Below are 18,783 nucleotides of genomic sequence, written 5' to 3'. Positions count from 1 at the left end.
CTACCTTAGTATTTCGTTTAAACATTAAACGAAAGATTAATATCTAATTATTACGCACTTAAATGGCATTGATAAATTCTTTGAAAAGGTTATTTATAATAGGTATCCTTTTATTTTGGTTTAATGGGCACTCGCAACTTAGTAAGACGCATTATATCCCGCCACTTACAGAGTCAGGGGATAATTCATCCATACCTCAAGATCAATATATTTACATATCAACACCAAGTAATACTACAGTTACGTTTACTATAAAACCTATTGGGCAAAGTACTAATAGTTATATTTCAGGCACCGTTTCAAATACTATTCCATACGAATATAATATAGGTTCTAGTAGAGATACTCAATTATTTGTAAATGCTAATGAAACCAGCACCATAAAAACTAATAAAGGCTTCATTATTGAAGCAGAGGCTCCTATTTATGTTTCTGTTCGTATTAATGCAGGAGCACAAGCCGGTGCCTTAGTAAGCAAGGGACTTTCTGCTTTAGGCACTACATTTAGAGTAGGATCATATACGAATGAAAACCCACAAACAAATTACTTAAATTTCGTATCTGTGATGGCTACAGAAGCAGATACCAAAGTTACTTTTAGTGATCTACCTACAGGGTTAATTATTCAAAACTATACCGGACCAACACCTATTGACATTACATTAAACGCAGGCGAAAGTTATATAATTGCTACTAATAGTACCGATGCAATTGTTAATAGAGATGGTTTAATTGGCGCCTTAGTTCAATCGGATAAGCCCATCGTTGTGAATTGTGGTTCTGCCAATGGAAGTTTTCATAACGGTAATGGCAGAGATTACGGAATAGATCAAATTGCTGATTATTCAAAAGTAGGTACAGAATATATTTTTGTTAAAGGTGACGGAAGTAATAGCTGGGAAAATATTCTTATCGTAGCACATACAGATAATACAACTATCAGTATTAATGGAAATGCTTCGACTGTTACCATAAATGCCGGAGAATATTATTTAATTGAAGGCAATATGTACAACGCTTCAGGAAACATGTATGTAGAAACCAACAATCCTGTTTTTACATATCAAGGGGTTGGCGCAACCACTTCGGAGGCTAATCAAGGTATGTTTTTTGTACCTCCATTAAGTTGTGAAGCCAAAGGCAACTTAAATAATATAACTCAAATTGAAAAGATTGGTAACACCTCTTATTCTGGTGGTGTATCAATTGTAACCAAGGTAGGAGCTACCATAACAATTAATAATACACCTCTAAGTAATTTTACGTCCTTCGGACCGAATACAGTCACAGGCAATCCAGATTATGTTACTTATAAAATATTAGATCTAATTGGAAATATCTCCGTAGAAAGTAACGACGAATTATATTGTGCCTACTTTAATTATAACGGTGCGGCCACTTCGGGCAGTTTTTATTCAGGCTTCCCGACCTCACCAGAAATTATTTTCGACCCAGAATTTGCTACTTTAGGTAACTGCATCCCCAATATTACGCTCTCGGCTGCAAATACAGATGTCTTTGATAGTTTTCAATGGTGGTATGACGATGGCTTAGGGGGCGGATTCGTAAACACCAATGCAAGCACTCCAGATTTCACACCATTAGTTCCTGGTAAATATAAATTAATAGGCTACATTGCCTGTAGTGGACTAACACTAGAGTCCGTAGAAGTACCTGTAAGCATTTGTCCGGATGATATTGATAATGATGGTATCATTGATAATATAGATATTGACAATGACAATGATGGTATACTCAATTGTACTGAATCCAGAGGTGATGTTATTATAAATTTATCAGACCCCATGAATCCAGAATTTAACTTTCAGGATGGTACCATAAATTCAACTATGGCAAATACATCTTTTTCACAAAATAATAGTTCTGGTTTAAACAACAACACCTTTACCGGGGCTACTTTGGGAGATGCCTCACTTGGAGATTTCACCAGTACCGTTGAAGCAGATAACAATGCAGAGAGTCAGTACACAATGGATTTTACAGAACCCGTTAATATCATTCTTTCTGAAAATAACATAACACATACTATTATTGATGGCGAACACTTTATTGTAAAAATATTACCAACTAATAAAAACATTACACTTATCGATCCTGATAACCGATTATTGATAGACTCTAATTTTGATGGTGATTATGAATCAGGTGTCACACAAATATCCAGTACCGAAATACATTTTAAAATAAATCCGAATCCCAATGGAAATACACCTTACAAGTTTGTTGCCAACCAAGTAGAAAGTTTTACTTTTTCACATCATTTATCAAATGCAAACGATACCTCTTCATTTTCAGCCAATTTAGCACTAACCTGTTTTAATTTAGATACCGATGGAGATGGTATTCATGACAGTCTTGATTTAGATAGTGACAATGATGGTATTCCTGATATCATTGAAGCACAAGGTATCGTGCAAACCATTTCGAACATAGACTCTAATAACGACGGATTAGATGATATATTTAACAACACAGTCCCAATAGATTCCGATTCTGATGGTGTTTATGATTTTTACGATCTTGATAGTGATAATGATGGTATTTACGATTTAGAAGAATCGGGAAGCGGACTCCCAGATTCAAATCAAGATGGTATCATAGATAATGTTTTAGCTACCATAGGTGTTAATGGTTGGGACGATAATGCCGAGAGCGCCTCCGACAGCAATGACCTAGGTTATACCGTATCCGATACTGATTCTGATAATTTATTAAATTATATAGACTCAGATAGCGACGGAGATACCTGCAATGATGTTATTGAAGCTGGATTTTCAGACGGTAATGCAGATAATCAATTAGGCGACAACCCCTCAACTGTAAATACATTTGGTATAGTAAATAATGCTGCAGGTTATATCACACCAGACCCTAATTATTTAATTAATGGTTCTATTAGTATTTCGGTACAACCGATAAACACTACGGTTTGTGAAAATGCTTCAACAACTATTTTTGTTGATTCCCCTGAAGCTGATGCTTTTCAATGGGAACTTAGCACAGATGGAACAAATTGGACGCCTATAAATAATAATGCCGTTTATGGTGGAACCCAAACATCGACCTTAACTATTTCAACAGTTCCGATTAACTATAACAATAATCTATACCGTGTAAAACTCGATAGAACCGGCAACACATGTGGACTATATTCAGACGAAATCACCTTATTTGTTAATCCAGTACCCATCGTTAACCCAACAGTCGAGTTAATACAATGCGACGACGATGACCCTTCAACATTTGGGTATAGTGCATTTAATTTAACCGAAGCAAACAATAAAATATCGACTAATGCTACCAACTTATCTTTCTCCTATTATCTTTCTCAAAACGCAGCCATTGCAGGAGACCAAACAAGCCCAGATTACATAGACAGTCCTACGGCTTACAAAAACAAAACTATTAATACAGATTATGTCTGGGCTCGGGCCGAAAATAATTCAGGCTGTGCATCGGTAAGCCAAATAACTCTAAAAGTTTCAACTACAACCATTCCTTCAAGTTTTTTAAGATCATTCAACCAATGTGATGATTTTCTGGATATAAACGGTGATGATACTATCAATAATGATAATAGAGATGGTGTGGCTTCTTTTGATTTCAGTAGTGCAAAAAGTGATATTGAAAATTTATTTATACCACAAACACCAACTGTAACCTTTTATAGAAATGAAATGGATGCATTAGCCGAACAAAATGTCATTACCAACATTTCTAATTATAGAAATATTGGCTATCCAGAGTCGCAATATATTTATGTAAGAGTCGATAGTGAGATTTCTAATGATTGTCTCGGGCTAGGACCCCATATTTTACTCACTGTTGAGGCTTTACCTGTAGCCTATTCAGTTATCATAAATCGCGAATGTGATGATGATCAGGATGGTCAATTTCCCTTCGATACTTCAAATGTCGAAACCGATTTATTAGGAAATCAAAATCCAGCTGATTTCACTATAACATATACCGATGAGGCAGGCAACAGCTTACCAAGCCCTCTACCTAACCCCTTTTTAACATCCAGTCAGACACTAAGTATCAGAATTGAAAACAACAATACCAATGCCCCAGATGGCCCTTGTTACGATGAAACTACCTTAGAATTTATCGTGGATGAAAGTCCTATAGCAAACCCGATTACTCCGATTACGGTTTGTGATGGCGATGCTGGAGATATTGATGACGATGGCCTATACCCCTTTGAAACATCTTCTTTTACAACCACCATATTAGGATCTCAGACTAACATGGAGATTTTTTACACCTTTATTACCGAATCTGGTAATACTGAAAGAGTAAGCAGCTTACCCAATCCGTTTAATTCAGGAACACAATCTATATTAGTAGAAATCATAAATCCTTTGAATACGAATTGTAGCGCAAGTACAACCATTGATTTAACTGTGAACCCCTTACCAGAATTTACAATTGAAACCCCACAAATTGTCTGCTCTTCAGACCCTACATTTACAATTGTTTTAGATCCCGAAGAAACAAATACAAACGAAAATTTTACTTATGTATGGACCTATGAGGACGGCACTAAATTGGGTACCACCCCTACACTTACCGTTTCTCAACCAGGCACCTATTTCATTACTTTAACAAAAACAGATGGTAGTAACTGTAGCAGAACAAAAGAAGTTTATGTTAATGCATCAGAATTAGCAACAATCACCCAAAATGATATTACTATTGAAGATATTTCTAGCAACAACAAAATTATAATAAATGAAAATAATTTAGGTCTAGGTGATTATGAATACGCCTTAGACTCTGAATTTTCATTTCAAGACGACCCTTACTTTGAAAATGTAAAAGCCGGTTTTCATACTTTATATGTTCGTGATAAAAGAGGTTGCGGAACTAGTAGTATCATCGTTTCAGTGGTAGGATATCCAAAATACTTTACGCCAAATAACGACGGACAAAATGATTATTGGCAACTACTAGGTGTTAATGCCCAATTTCAACCTTCAACAACCATATATATTTTCGATCGCTATGGAAAACTTGTTAAGGAACTATCGCCTAAGTCACAAGGTTGGGACGGTACATCAAGAGGATACCCAATGCCAACAGATGATTATTGGTTTTCTGTTATTTTACAAGATGGCAGAGAATTTAAAGGACATTTTACACTAAAACGATAGCATCTAATTTTTACGTAATTTTGCTACATGAAGTTCAAAATTACATCAGAATTTAGCCCAACCGGTGACCAGCCTCAAGCCATAAAACAATTGGCGAAAGGGATTGAAGACAATCACAAATACCAAACTCTACTCGGGGTTACTGGTTCGGGTAAAACCTTCACTGTAGCGAATGTTATTCAAGAGGTACAAAGACCAACATTGGTTTTGGCACACAACAAGACTTTAGCCGCTCAGTTATATTCTGAATTCAAGCAGTTTTTTCCTGATAATGCCGTAGAATACTTTGTATCATATTACGACTATTACCAACCCGAAGCCTACATACCCGTAACCGGCGTCTATATAGAAAAAGATTTATCTATTAATGATGAAATAGAAAAAATGCGACTAAGCGCTACGTCATCGCTACTTTCCGGGCGCCGAGATGTTTTGGTAGTGGCCTCTGTTTCCTGCTTATATGGCATTGGAAATCCGGTAGAATTTCAGAAAAATGTAATTTCTATTGAACGCGATCAGGTTATTTCCAGAACAAAATTATTACATCAGCTAGTTCAAAGTTTATATTCCAGAACCGAAGGTGAATTTAATCATGGTAACTTCAGAATTAAAGGTGATACCGTTGATATTTTCCCTAGTTATGCTGATGATGCCTTTAGAATTCATTTTTTTGGTGATGAAATTGAAGAAATCGAATCTTTCAATATTCAAACCAATGACATTGTTGAAAAATACGATCGACTCAACATATACCCGGCCAACATGTTCGTAACTTCTCCTGAAGTATTACAAAATGCCATTAAAAGCATTCAGGACGATTTGGTAAAGCAGCATGATTATTTTAAAGAAATAGGGAAACATCTGGAAGCAAAACGTTTGAAAGAACGTACCGAATTTGATTTAGAAATGATACGCGAATTAGGGTATTGTTCGGGCATAGAAAACTATTCGAGATATCTTGATGGACGGCAACCCGGCTCACGCCCATTCTGTCTATTAGATTATTTCCCTGATGATTATTTAATGGTTGTAGACGAAAGTCACGTAACCATTTCACAAGTACACGCCATGTATGGTGGAGACCGCAGTAGAAAAGAAAATTTAGTAGAATACGGATTCCGATTACCGGCAGCAATGGACAACCGTCCATTAAAATTTGAGGAATTCGAAGCCATTCAAAATCAAGTTATCTATGTTAGTGCTACACCAGCTGATTATGAATTGGAAAAATCGGATGGTATCTATGTGGAACAAGTCATTCGACCTACCGGCTTACTGGATCCTGAAATTGAAGTACGTCCGAGTTTAAATCAAATTGATGATTTAATAGAAGAAATTCAACAGCGCGTAGAAAAGGACGAACGTACGCTGGTAACAACCTTAACGAAACGAATGGCCGAAGAACTGACTAAATATTTAGATAGGATACAGATTCGATGTCGCTATATTCACAGTGATGTAGACACCTTAGAGCGTGTAGAAATAATGCAGGATTTGCGCAAGGGTTTATTTGATGTACTGGTTGGTGTAAACCTTTTGCGTGAAGGGTTGGATCTTCCAGAGGTATCGCTCGTGGCCATTTTAGACGCCGATAAGGAAGGTTTTCTGCGTTCGGCACGTTCACTTACCCAAACAGTTGGTCGGGCTGCAAGAAACCTTAATGGTAGGGCTATTATGTACGCTGATAAAATTACCAATAGCATGCAAAAAACTATTGACGAAACCAACTACCGTCGAGAAAAACAAATTGCATACAACACTAAACACCATATTAAGCCTAAAGCTTTAAATAAAAGTCTGGATAATGCTCTTACAAAAAATTCAGTAAGCACATATAGTTACGAATTGGAGGCCGCCAAAGCTGCAGAACCAGAAAGTGCTTATTTAAGTAAGTCTGAACTTGAAAAGAAAATTAGAGAAAAACGAAAGCTAATGGAGGAAGCTGCGAAAGCATTAGACTTTCTTGTCGCTGCACAGTTAAGAGACGAGATAAAGAGATACCAGAATAAATTAGAAAAGCTAAAAGTGTAAACTTTTAGCTTTTCCTACCCTTTGCGGGCAAATAAAACACAAATATTATAAACTTAGCAGATTATTTTAATTATACTGTGTTTTAAATATATCTATTAAAACGTCAGGTGGAACCACTTTATTCGGAAAACTCTCCATTAAATAAAGCACCTTAGAAATGGATTCATGACTTAAGCCCATTCTTAAACCAAAGTTATATAGCTTTATAACATTCTTAGCATTATTATCTGCTTCACTGTCAATATTCATTAATAATACTAATCGGTGAAACTGAACAATGCGTTCGCTATGCGATTTTAAATGAATATAATTAATTGGATGTTCTATTAAATAATCGAAATCTTCACGTGAAATTTCGAGCTGTTTTGCAACACCTAATAAAAAATTATATTCAATACTCTTAATGTTCTTATCATATTTAGCAAATGCAATCATTTCTGATAATAAACTGAGTTTTTCTACTCTATTAACCATATCTCAAGGGATTAAAATGGATTAATTAACTTCACTATAAAGATACGAACACCTCTTATTATATAATCATGCGTAATTTGTAACTTATCGAAAATCAGCGTGTTGTTTATCGAATATTTTATTTATTTCATCTCATAAAATATTAATCTCATAATTTTAAGGTCCATTATTTTTATTTCTAACCTAAAAAAACACGAACACAATAAACATGTATTTATTTGATTTATAGTCGATTACAGAATACACTTCCTTACAAACTATCTCATTTATATTCTAAAAATTTAAAGTATCTTTACGCAAATTATCAAAACATTAGAAAACGAGAGGTTCCATGAAACTTCTAGATGCCTTTCATTTTCGCTTTCCAAACAAGAAATATGACAAATAATGATATTTTAAAAAAATTGCGCGTGGCCTTACAACTACGTGATGACGATATTGTAAAAATCTTAGAACTGGTAGATTTTAGAATTTCTAAAAGTGAATTAGGCGCCTTTTTCCGTCGTGAAGATCATCCTAAATATATGGAATGTGGCGATCAGATTTTAAGAAATTTTTTAAACGGACTGGTTATTCATTTACGAGGTCCGATGCCTCCAAAAAACAAAAAGCCCTTAAAGAAATAAGGGCTTTTAATTTATATTTAATTTTTAGTTTTGAAGGTCAAAAGCAATTAAAAAAATAGGGTTGTAAATTTTACCTTCCTTACCATTTAAACTCTTAATTGAACATCATTCATTCTGTTCTTTATAAAGCTTATTAACGCCTTAGAAGTTGTATCAACCATCAACACAGCAATTTCATTATTTCCGTTAATGATAAACTTAACTTGAGCTTCTAAGCTTTGCGTAGCTTAGAAATGAGGATTTTTTAATAGCTGAACAATCTCATCAGTTACTTGTAATGATTTTTCTTTTTATAATTCAAGTTAGCATTCAGCAAAGTTGTGAATGTAAATAGACTAAGGACTCAGATTAATTTAATGGTTTTCATAATAATTTGACTTTAATAATAATTAATAGATTCTGAATTCCTTCCTATACTGTCAATCAAATACAGGTCAAAATTAGGCAAGAAAAAAGAGTAGTGCTTTACACACTACTCTTATTATAATTGTTCTAATATGTTAAGAATATTACGCTTAATGTTAAGCGAACATCTACTATATTAAGTCTAAGCTAATACTTGTTGAACTTTATCCGCAGCCTCTTGGAATTCTGTTGCACTAAGCACATCTAAACCAGAGTTATCGATTAGTTCTTTAGCGATATCTGCATTGGTTCCTTGTAAGCGAACAATAATTGGCACATTAATATTCCCCATGTTTTTGTAAGCATCAATAACACCTTGTGCTACACGATCACAACGAACAATACCTCCAAAAATATTAATTAAGATCGCCTTTACCGCAGGATCTTTTAATATAATTTTAAAGGCAGCTTCCACACGAGCTGCATCAGCAGTCCCTCCAACGTCTAAGAAGTTTGCAGGCTCACCACCAGCTTGCTTTATTAAATCCATTGTTGCCATGGCAAGACCAGCACCATTTACCATGCATCCAACGTTTCCATCAAGATCTACATAGTTTAAACCTTTTTCTCCAGCCTCTACTTCAATAGCACTTTCTTCTCTAATATCTCTTAAATCTACATAATCCTTGTGTCTGTAAAGTGCATTATCATCAATCGTTACTTTAGCATCAACAGCCAATATTTTATCATCACTTGTTTTTAAAACAGGATTAATTTCAAATAAAGACGAATCCGATTTTACATAAGCAGTATAAAGATTAGTAACAAATTTTGTCATCTCTTTAAATGCTACACCAGATAACCCTAAGTTGAAAGCCACACGTCTAGCTTGAAATGGCATAATACCAACAGATGGATCAATTTCTTCAGTAAAAATTAAATGTGGCGTTTCTTCAGCAACAGTTTCGATATCCATACCTCCTTCAGTCGAATACATAATCATGTTACGTCCAGTACTTCTGTTTAATAATACAGACACATAAAACTCACTTGTTTCACTCTCTCCTGGATAATACACATCTTCTGCAACTAAAACTTGATGTACTTTTTTACCTTCGGCAGAAGTTTGTGGTGTTACCAGATTCATTCCTATTATTTGTCCAGCAATATCTTCAACTTCCTGTAAATTTTTAGCAAGTTTAACTCCGCCGCCTTTACCACGACCACCAGCATGAACTTGAGCCTTAATTACGTGCCAACCTGTTCCTGTTTCTTCTGTTAATTGTTTCGCAGCTGCTACAGCTTCTTTTGCATTTTGGGCTACAATACCGCGTTGGATACGAACTCCAAAACTGCTAAGTATTTCTTTACCTTGATATTCGTGTAAATTCATAATTCGCTTAATAGTTTAAGAGTGGCAAATGTAAATAATCGTAATAACTTACCCTAATATTTAATTATTAAAACTTTGGATTTAAGAAGAGGAAAAGCCTCATGTTAAATAATTAACAAAATGTTTTATTTGTTTAATTTTTTAGTTATTTATTTTTTATTCCTCTTAAAGAAATATCTTTGAGCAAAATTTTGAAAAAGTTATGTCGGAAGATCAATTATTAAAAATCGCCGAAGAATTTGGTAGCCCTGTTTATGTATATGATGCTGAGAAAATTGAGGCACAATACAACAGACTTACAAATGCGTTTAAGGATGTAAAAAAATTAAAACTTAACTATGCTGTTAAAGCATTGTCTAACGTATCTATATTAAAGCTTTTTAATAAATTGGGATCTGGAATTGATACCGTTTCAATTCAAGAAGTACAATTAGGACTTGCTGCTGGTTTTTTACCAGAGCAAATTATTTTTACGCCTAACGGGGTCTCTTTAGCCGAAATAGAAGAAGCTGCTAAATTGGGTATTCAAATTAATATCGACAATTTATCGATATTAGAACAATTTGGAACAAAACACCCAAATATACCGGTATGTATCCGTATTAATCCTCATGTAATGGCCGGTGGAAATGCAAATATTTCTGTTGGTCATATCGACTCTAAATTTGGTATTTCAATTCACCAGATACCTCATATTTTACGTATTGTAGAAAATACTAAAATGAATATTAATGGTATACACATGCATACGGGTAGTGATATTTTAGATATTGAGGTATTCTTATATGCGAGTGAAATATTATTTAAAACAGCTAAAGAATTCAAAAATTTAGACTTTATTGATTTTGGTTCTGGTTTTAAAGTACCTTACAAACAAGGTGATATTGAAACTAATATTGAAGAATTAGGTAAAAAACTTTCAGAGCGTTTTAATGACTTCTGTAAAGAATATGGTAAAGATTTAACCTTAGCATTTGAGCCAGGTAAATTTTTAGTAAGTGAATCAGGACGTTTTTTAACAAAAGTAAATGCTGTAAAGCAAACAACTTCAACGGTATTTGCTCAGGTTGATTCCGGATTTAACCACTTAATCAGACCAATGTTTTATGGTTCTCACCATGACATAATTAATATTTCAAACCCAAATGGACGTGAGCGTTTTTACACAGTGGTTGGTTACATATGTGAAACAGATACTTTTGGTAACAATAGACGCATTACAGAAATTAACGAAGGGGATGTACTTTGCTTTAAAAATGCTGGAGCATACTGTTTCTCCATGGCAAGTAATTATAACTCCAGATTTCGTCCAGCGGAAGTTTTATGGTACAACAATAAAGCACATTTAATACGTAAAAGAGAAACTTTTGAAGATATTATGAAAAATCAAATTGAAGTTGATTTTTCATCTAAAAAACCAAAAGCACTAGCGAAATAATATGTCAATTTTTATATAAATCTTAGTGATTATAAATCCCAACAAATGTTGGGATTTTTTTTATTTCCAAAATTAAACACGCTTTAAAGCTCCTAATTACTCACATTAATTATGCGCAACTTCATTGAAACCAGGCTTCAATAATAAAAATATATTTTATCACTATAATTATTTTTACTATATTTAAAATACTTTCTTACAATAAGTTACCCCGTTTCTCACATTGCTACCTACTAGTGCCCTAAATTAATTTTAAAGTAAACATCAGGTTAAGCATAGGCTTAATCACACTATACTAACTTTTAAAATTAATAACTAATCAAACATTAAACACTATGAGAAAATTACTGTTTTTATTATTTGTACTTCCATTAGTACTAATATCTCAAGAAAATGAAAGTTACCTATTAAACATTACCGAAATTACGGTAAAAATGGGGCATAACGACCAATTTACTGAAGGTGTAAAAGCCTGGAAAAACTGCTATATAGAGAATGAAGGTGAAGACCATTGGAATTTCTGGCACCGCTTTCAGGGCGTTGGCAATGTTTACACTTTAACAAGTAGAATGGCCAATTGGGCTGAAATAGATAAAAAAGACGAAGCAGGAAAAAAATGCCGCATAAAAGTAGTTAACCTAATTATGCCTCATGTTGAAAGTATTAACTACAATATTGCTAGATCCATGCCTGATATTAGTAGAAGTGGAGGATTTCCGGAAGACACAGAAATTGTATGGGTATATAATGTACAAACTTCAAATTCCACACATTTTAAGGAGGTTGCTTCTGAAATTGGTAAATCTGTAAAAAAAGCTGAAGGTGATAGCCGTGGCATCTGGTACAGTACTATGGGTGGAGCTCCTGAAGTCGCAGACTATTTTATTGGAGTCCCTATTAAAAACTTTGCAGCCATGGATGTTGAGCGTGATGGTGTATGGGAAATATACGAAAAAGAACATGGTAAATCTAAGGCTGATGCCTTAAGATCGAAATTTAGATCGGCTGTTTCTTCTGACTGGAGCTACATCTACACCCTGAACAAAGAGTTATCTCATTAATCCTTAAAAACCCAAACTAAAGAAACCTTAATAAAAATCAAATTTATTAAGGTTTCTTTTAGTTGTTTTAAATTTAAATCAAATAATTATCATTTAATTTCGCTAAATTCAATAAATTTCATAATATTATAGGAAATTACCCCTAAGTCTTTTTTAACTAATAACTTTTATTAAACAAAGGCTTATATGATACATCCCTCTCCCTTGTGCATTGTTCCTGAATTTATTGATTATATCACAGAAATATATAGTACTGTATAGCTTAAAAATAAATTCACATTATCACCTTCAACTAATCTAACAAATACAATTTATTATGAAATCATCAACTAAATTATTTCTACTTCTAGTTTTATTAACTTATTACTCTTGTACTAATACTGTAGACAAAAACATTACAACCTATAGTGACGTATGGGATGAAATAATAAACCAAGGTAATCTTGACTTATTCAATTCCAACAATTTTGACGAGCAGGTTACTGTAATAATGACTCCAGAAAATCTAGTTGGTATCGACAATATGAGAAACTTATACTCAAACTACATCACTGGATTTTCAGATCGTGAATTTGCTATTATAGATATTTTTGGACAAGGAGATAAAATAGTTAAACATTGGCGATTTAAGGGGGTTAACACTGGTGAATTCTTCGGCATGCCTCCTACTAATAAGGCAATTGACATTGAAGGCTCAACCATAGCCATAATGAAAAACGGAAAAATTGTGCAAGAACAAGATTTCATGGATAGCATGAGCTTTCTGCAACAACTAGGAATTGTTTCTTCTTCCGACAACACCAGTATCATCCAAGGCATGTACGATGCTTTTAAAATAGGTGATATAGAATCGGTTCTCTCTAAATTAGATAGCCAAGTTATTTGGAATGAAGCTGAAGGAAATGCTTTAGCAGATGGCAACCCATATATTGGTCCTGAAGCCGTTTTAGAAGGTGTATTTTCCAGATTAGGTGAAGAACACGAATATTTCAACTTAGTAGACATAAAACTTCACAACATGGATAATAACCATGTACTTGCCACATTGAGATATAATGCAAAACTGAAAAAAAATAGCGCATTAGTTGATGCTCAGGCGGCACATCTATGGACACTTAATAATGGAAAGGTAACGGCTTTTCAACAGTATGTAGACACCAAACAATTAGATGATGCCTTGAACAAATAGTATATGCCAAAAACTAAGTTTTTAAAACTCAAAAACACTGTTTTATCTGAAAGTGCCATTTTAAGATACTTCTCCTTTTCTTTACTCTACGTATGTGAAGGCATTCCAATTGGTATGATGATATTTGCAGTACCTGCCTGGCTTGCTGCTAACGATAAATCCCCGATGGAAATAGCAGCATATTTGAGTGTGCTTTTTATACCCTGGAGTTTTAAAATAGTCTTAGCACCTTTAATGGACCGATACACCTTTTTACCTATGGGGCGAAAACGTCCATGGATAATTTTCAGTCAAATATTTTTAATAATTAGTTTTTTATCGGTTGCATTTGTAACAAATCCACTTTCAAACCTAGGTGTCGTAATGGTTGTTGGATTTTTTATAAGTTTCTTCGGGGCATTACAGGATATTGCCATTGATGGTATGGCGGTAGATATTATTCCGGCACATCAGCAAGCCAAGGCCAATGGAATTATGTGGGGTTCACGTATTATAGGACAATCTCTGTCTCTATTAATTGGCACTTATTTAATAAATTCTATCGGATTTTCAGATGCTATAGCATCATTATCATTCGTAGTAGCAATACTCATATTTATACCCATATTATTTCGAGAGCGTAAAGGTGAGAAACTTATGCCATGGACAAAAGGCAAACCATCAATCGCTTCTAAAAAAGCTCAATTAACTAACTGGGGCTCCCTACTAAAAAGTTTATACAAAGTTATTTTACTACCTACCAGTTTATGTCTTGGCATAGGGATGATTTGCACTGGAAGTTTGAGTGGACTTATGACAGCGTTCTTACCCATCTTTACCGTTCAGGAATTATCTTGGACTAATACAGATTACTCACACGTCTATTCGACTGCCACATTAATAGGCGGGTGTCTCGGTATGGTTTTAGGAGGCACACTCATTGACCGTCTTGGCACTAAAAAAATGATACTCGTTTTATTAATTGTTATTAGTATGCTTTTAGGAACATTTGTATTGTTTTCTGGATATTGGCATATCACTGGGATTATATACAGCTTTGTGATTATTTATTTTATATCTACAACATTGCTTGATATAGCTATTTTGGCTACAGCGATGAAAATATCATGGGAAAAAGTATCAGCTAGTCAATTCACCTTATATATGACCTTGAACAACTTAGGGAATTCATTCGGTTCCTGGTCTCTAGGATCTTTAAAAGAAAATCTCACTTGGACTTATGTTATTATCATCATTGCTTTAGTTCCAGTGTTAGCTATTCTTATTTACCGAATGATTCAGCTAAAACAACACTCCATTAGCATCAAAAATTTCAATCAACAGGAAAAACTTAACACTTCTATAATTTAAACTAACCAAAAATACTATGCACCTAAAACAATCAATAATTATAGCTTTTTGTTTAACTACAATTCTTGTTGCTGGTTGGGAAATTTACTGGCGATCTACAGGTAGAACACCTTCTATAAATGATGACAAATCGCTGTGGGCTGTTGAACGGTTTAAGGTATCATCAGCCACTGAAAACGATGTTATAATTTTAGGTTCATCACGAGCCTATTTTGATATCCAGATTAAAACATGGGAAAATGAGATTGGCAAAGCTCCTATTCAACTTGCATCCACAGGATCTTCTCCACTGCCAACATTCCATGATATTGTCGAGAACACTAAGTTTAAAGGAACCGTTTTAGTAGGTGTTACACCCGGTTTATTATTTTCAACAACTTATCCTGAAGCCTTTCCATGGGCTAGAGCACAATCTAAAGTAGACTATTACGCGAATCGCACTTATACCCAGAAGTTAAATCACATTTTATCTATTCCCCTTCAAGAAAATTTAGTTTTAATGTCAGGTGATGAAGAAGAATGGTTTGATGATATTGATTTAAAATCTTTACTTAGAAGTATACAAATTGGAAATCGTATATCAGGACCAAAAATGCCTCCTTTCCGTAATTTCGGCGAAACTTCAATACCTAGAAATATGCGTATGATGCAAAAAACAATTCAGGACACTGCCTTTGCAAATAGCATTATACGCGTGTGGCATTTTTTTGGCAAAACAGCACCCCCTCCAGACAAGGATTCAACCATGGCATTTTTTCTTAAAGATATTGAAACATTTAAAAACCGAGGAGGAAACCTAATTTTAGTAAGATGTCCTTCCAGCGGCGGTTTACGCATGGGTGAAAATAAAGGATTACCTCGAAAAGACTTTTGGGACGAATTAATATCAAAGGCACAGGTTGCCAATTATCATTTTGAAGACTATCCCCAATTTAAAAAATTAATCTGTCCCGAGGAATCACACTTATCTTCTAAGGATGCCGATTATTTCACTAAAGAACTTGCTAGACTACTAATTTCAGATGGTATCATCTCTAAACAACCCTAAAATTTAAATATGTTATTCAACTCTCTAACTTTCATAGTATTCTTAGTAATCGTTTTAATACTCTACTACTCAAAATGGTTCAACTGGACAAATAAAAAAAGAATACTGCTTTTAGCTAGTTATATTTTTTATGGGTTTTGGAATCCTCCATTAGTAATTCTATTATGGATTTCAACTTTAGTCGACTGGACAGCAGGAAAGCAACTAGCTATTGAAGAAAACCAAAGAAGGCGAAAGTTCTGGTTAATTACTAGTATGGTTGTAAATTTAGGTTTTTTGGCCTTTTTTAAATATCGAGATTTTTTATTAGATAATTTCACTACTGTAATAAATACGGCATATGGCTATGGTTACCATTCCGAGCCTATGGATATTATTTTACCAATGGGTATTTCCTTTTACACCTTTCAAACAATGTCTTATACTATCGACATGTACCAGCGTAAGACTGAACGAGCCAAAACCTTTTTAGATTTTGCTCTTTACGTAACATTTTTTCCACAACTAGTCGCAGGTCCTATTGTTCGAGCAAAAGATTTAATAACGCAATTCTATAAAGAAAAACGAGCGACTAGCAAGCAGTTTATCTGGGGGCTATTTCTTTTAACCATTGGACTATTTGAAAAAGTTGTAATTGCAGACACTCTGCTTTCCGGCACATCAGACATGGTGTTTGGGTCGAATAAATTACTTCATGGTTTAGATGCCTGGATAGGAACAATTGCCTTTTCAGGACAAATATTTTTTGATTTTGCAGGTTATTCTACCTGCGCTATCGGAATTGCATTATTGTTAGGTATTGTACTTCCAGACAACTTTAAATATCCTTATGCCTCATTAGGTTTTTCAGATTTATGGAAACGGTGGCATATTTCATTATCATCATGGCTAAAAGATTATTTATATATTCCTTTAGGAGGAAATCGCCATGGCATTGTTAGAATGTATGTAGCTTTAATGATAACCATGTTATTAGGTGGATTATGGCATGGAGCCGCATGGACATTTATTGTTTGGGGTGGCCTACATGGTACATATCTAATTTTAGAAAGGCTTCAGAGACAATATTTTCCTTTTAAAATTACCCGTTGGAATGGTATATTTTTAGCTTTTATAACTTTCTCTTGTGTTAATATCACCTGGGTATTTTTTAGAGCAAGATCATTTGAAAGCGCCTGGAGCATGATAAAGTCTATGTTCTACCTTCAAACAGATGGCGAGAAAATATTAGATATGTTTAGCATAATAAAAGTAAGTATTGTTATTAGTATTATGTTTTTGTGTCATTGGTTCATGAGAAATACCTCACTAAAAGAAGTTTCTTTAAAAATTTCACCGTATGCTTTAGGCATAATATGGGCTCTTATGACGTTTTTAATCATAATAGCTCAGGGTAACAGCGAACAATTTATTTATTTTCAATTTTAATAGTCTCATAATATGTCCCTTGTAAAATCTTCACGAATCGAGTCCATTGATATTTTAAGAGGCATAGTCATGGTCATTATGGCTTTAGACCATGTTCGTGATTTTTTTCATTATGGCAGTTTCACTGGAGACCCAACAAATCTGGAAACCACGACCCCTATTCTATTTTTCACAAGATTTATAACTCATTATTGCGCTCCAGTATTTGTGTTTTTAGCTGGCACCTCTGCCTTTTTATACGGGGTGAAAAAACCAAAACAAGAGCTATTCAAATTTTTATTCTCTAGGGGTATATGGCTAATCTTGTTGGAAATTGTGTTAAACAATCTGCTTTGGAAATTCGACATTTACTATAGTCGGGTCATTCTACAGGTTATATGGGCCATTGGTTTTAGCATGTTTAGTCTCTCGTTTTTAATTTATCTACCTAAAAAAATCTTATTGTTGGTTGGTATTCTGATTGTTTTTGGGCATAATGCTTTAGATAGCATTACCGCTGAGGGCAATACTTTTACTTCAATAATTTGGTATGCCCTTCATCAACCAAATATGGTAACTATTTCACCGGAGTATAGTGTTGGTATATTTTATCCGGTTCTGCCTTGGATTGGCGTCATGATTTTAGGCTATAATTTCGGATACCTTTACAAAAGTGATTACGACTCGAGCAGAAGAACAAAATGGTTACTCCTATTGGGTTTCGGCGCCACTGTTTTGTTCTTTATTGTAAGAGGTATTAATCGTTATGGTGATTTAGTTCCTTGGAGTGTTCAAAGAAATTTCACTTACACCATACTGTCTTTTTTTAATGTTACAAAATACCCGCCTTCATTAGCCTATGTATTAATCACTTTAGGACCTTCAATATTACTCCTTTATGGTTTAGAAAAGATAAAAAATAACATCACCAACTTTTTTTTAGTTTTTGGTCGTGTCCCACTATTTTATTACTTCCTACATATTTTTGTTATTCATATAAGCGCTATTCTTGGCTTAATAATTACGGGAGGAAACTGGCGTATCATGATACTGGACAAAAATGCCTTTTCTAACGGACAACTACTAGACTATGGTTATTCTTTACCAACAGTCTATTTAATTTGGGTTGTCACGATTACAATACTTTATTTTCCAACCAAAAAATACATGACATACAAAGCGAAAAACAGAGATAAATGGTGGCTTAGCTACCTTTAGACAATGTGTAAAACTTAGCTAAACAA

12 protein-coding genes are annotated in these 18,783 nt (G+C 34.2%); 10 read left to right on the top strand and 2 right to left on the bottom strand.

Annotated features, from left to right (window positions below; genetic code table 11):
• Positions 1-62: 62 nt before the first annotated feature.
• Together H611_RS14365 and uvrB are read left to right on the top strand one after the other, a co-directional pair.
• Positions 63-5,177 (top strand): T9SS type B sorting domain-containing protein, encoded by a 5,115-nt coding sequence (locus H611_RS14365; protein WP_051238815.1) that lies wholly within the window; start codon positions 63-65, stop codon positions 5,175-5,177.
• 27 nt (positions 5,178-5,204) lie between these two features.
• Positions 5,205-7,208, top strand: a complete 2,004-nt coding sequence (gene uvrB / locus H611_RS0113430; protein ID WP_027138874.1) for an excinuclease ABC subunit UvrB — start codon at positions 5,205-5,207, stop codon at positions 7,206-7,208.
• Positions 7,209-7,274: 66 nt separating this feature from the next.
• Here uvrB and H611_RS0113425 read toward each other — a convergent pair whose 3' ends face one another.
• Positions 7,275-7,682: a hypothetical protein gene (locus tag H611_RS0113425; RefSeq protein WP_027138873.1), complete on the bottom strand. Its 408-nt coding sequence runs from the start codon at positions 7,680-7,682 to the stop codon at positions 7,275-7,277.
• A 377-nt stretch (positions 7,683-8,059) separates the two neighbouring features.
• On the opposite strand from H611_RS0113425, the gene H611_RS0113420 reads away from it, so the two are divergent.
• Positions 8,060-8,308, top strand: coding sequence for a DUF1456 family protein (locus H611_RS0113420; RefSeq protein WP_027138872.1), 249 nt, complete (start codon positions 8,060-8,062; stop codon positions 8,306-8,308).
• Positions 8,309-8,855: 547 nt separating this feature from the next.
• Here H611_RS0113420 and sucC read toward each other — a convergent pair.
• Positions 8,856-10,046 (bottom strand): ADP-forming succinate--CoA ligase subunit beta, encoded by a 1,191-nt coding sequence (gene sucC, locus H611_RS0113415; RefSeq protein ID WP_027138871.1) that lies wholly within the window; start codon positions 10,044-10,046, stop codon positions 8,856-8,858.
• Positions 10,047-10,248: 202 nt separating this feature from the next.
• Between sucC and lysA the strand changes: the two genes are divergently transcribed.
• The 7 genes from lysA (at position 10,249) to H611_RS0113375 (ending at position 18,757) form a co-directional block, all read left to right on the top strand.
• Positions 10,249-11,484 (top strand): diaminopimelate decarboxylase, encoded by a 1,236-nt coding sequence (gene lysA / locus H611_RS0113410; protein ID WP_027138870.1) that lies wholly within the window; start codon positions 10,249-10,251, stop codon positions 11,482-11,484.
• Positions 11,485-11,819: 335 nt separating this feature from the next.
• Positions 11,820-12,545, top strand: coding sequence for a hypothetical protein (locus H611_RS0113405; protein WP_027138869.1), 726 nt, complete (start codon positions 11,820-11,822; stop codon positions 12,543-12,545).
• A 316-nt stretch (positions 12,546-12,861) separates the two neighbouring features.
• Positions 12,862-13,734, top strand: coding sequence for an ester cyclase (locus H611_RS14830; protein ID WP_084158192.1), 873 nt, complete (start codon positions 12,862-12,864; stop codon positions 13,732-13,734).
• 3 nt (positions 13,735-13,737) lie between these two features.
• Complete coding sequence (locus H611_RS0113390) at positions 13,738-15,084, top strand: MFS transporter (RefSeq protein WP_084158191.1); 1,347 nt, start codon at positions 13,738-13,740, stop codon at positions 15,082-15,084.
• 16 nt (positions 15,085-15,100) lie between these two features.
• Entirely contained in the window at positions 15,101-16,132 is a 1,032-nt protein-coding gene (locus H611_RS0113385) for a hypothetical protein (RefSeq protein WP_027138866.1), read from the top strand.
• A gap of 9 nt (positions 16,133-16,141) precedes the next feature.
• Entirely contained in the window at positions 16,142-17,560 is a 1,419-nt protein-coding gene (locus H611_RS0113380) for an MBOAT family O-acyltransferase (protein WP_027138865.1), read from the top strand.
• A gap of 12 nt (positions 17,561-17,572) precedes the next feature.
• The gene (locus tag H611_RS0113375) at positions 17,573-18,757 is read left to right on the top strand and encodes a DUF1624 domain-containing protein (protein ID WP_027138864.1); all 1,185 of its coding nucleotides are present in this window, start codon (positions 17,573-17,575) and stop codon (positions 18,755-18,757) included.
• Positions 18,758-18,783: the final 26 nt, after the last annotated feature.

It is taken from the genome of Gaetbulibacter saemankumensis DSM 17032 (assembly GCF_000425645.1).
In the GTDB taxonomy this organism is placed as follows: Bacteria; Bacteroidota; Bacteroidia; order Flavobacteriales; family Flavobacteriaceae; genus Gaetbulibacter; species Gaetbulibacter saemankumensis.
Note: the sequence above shows the minus strand (reverse complement) of the source record. Positions and strands in the feature narration are given on the sequence as shown.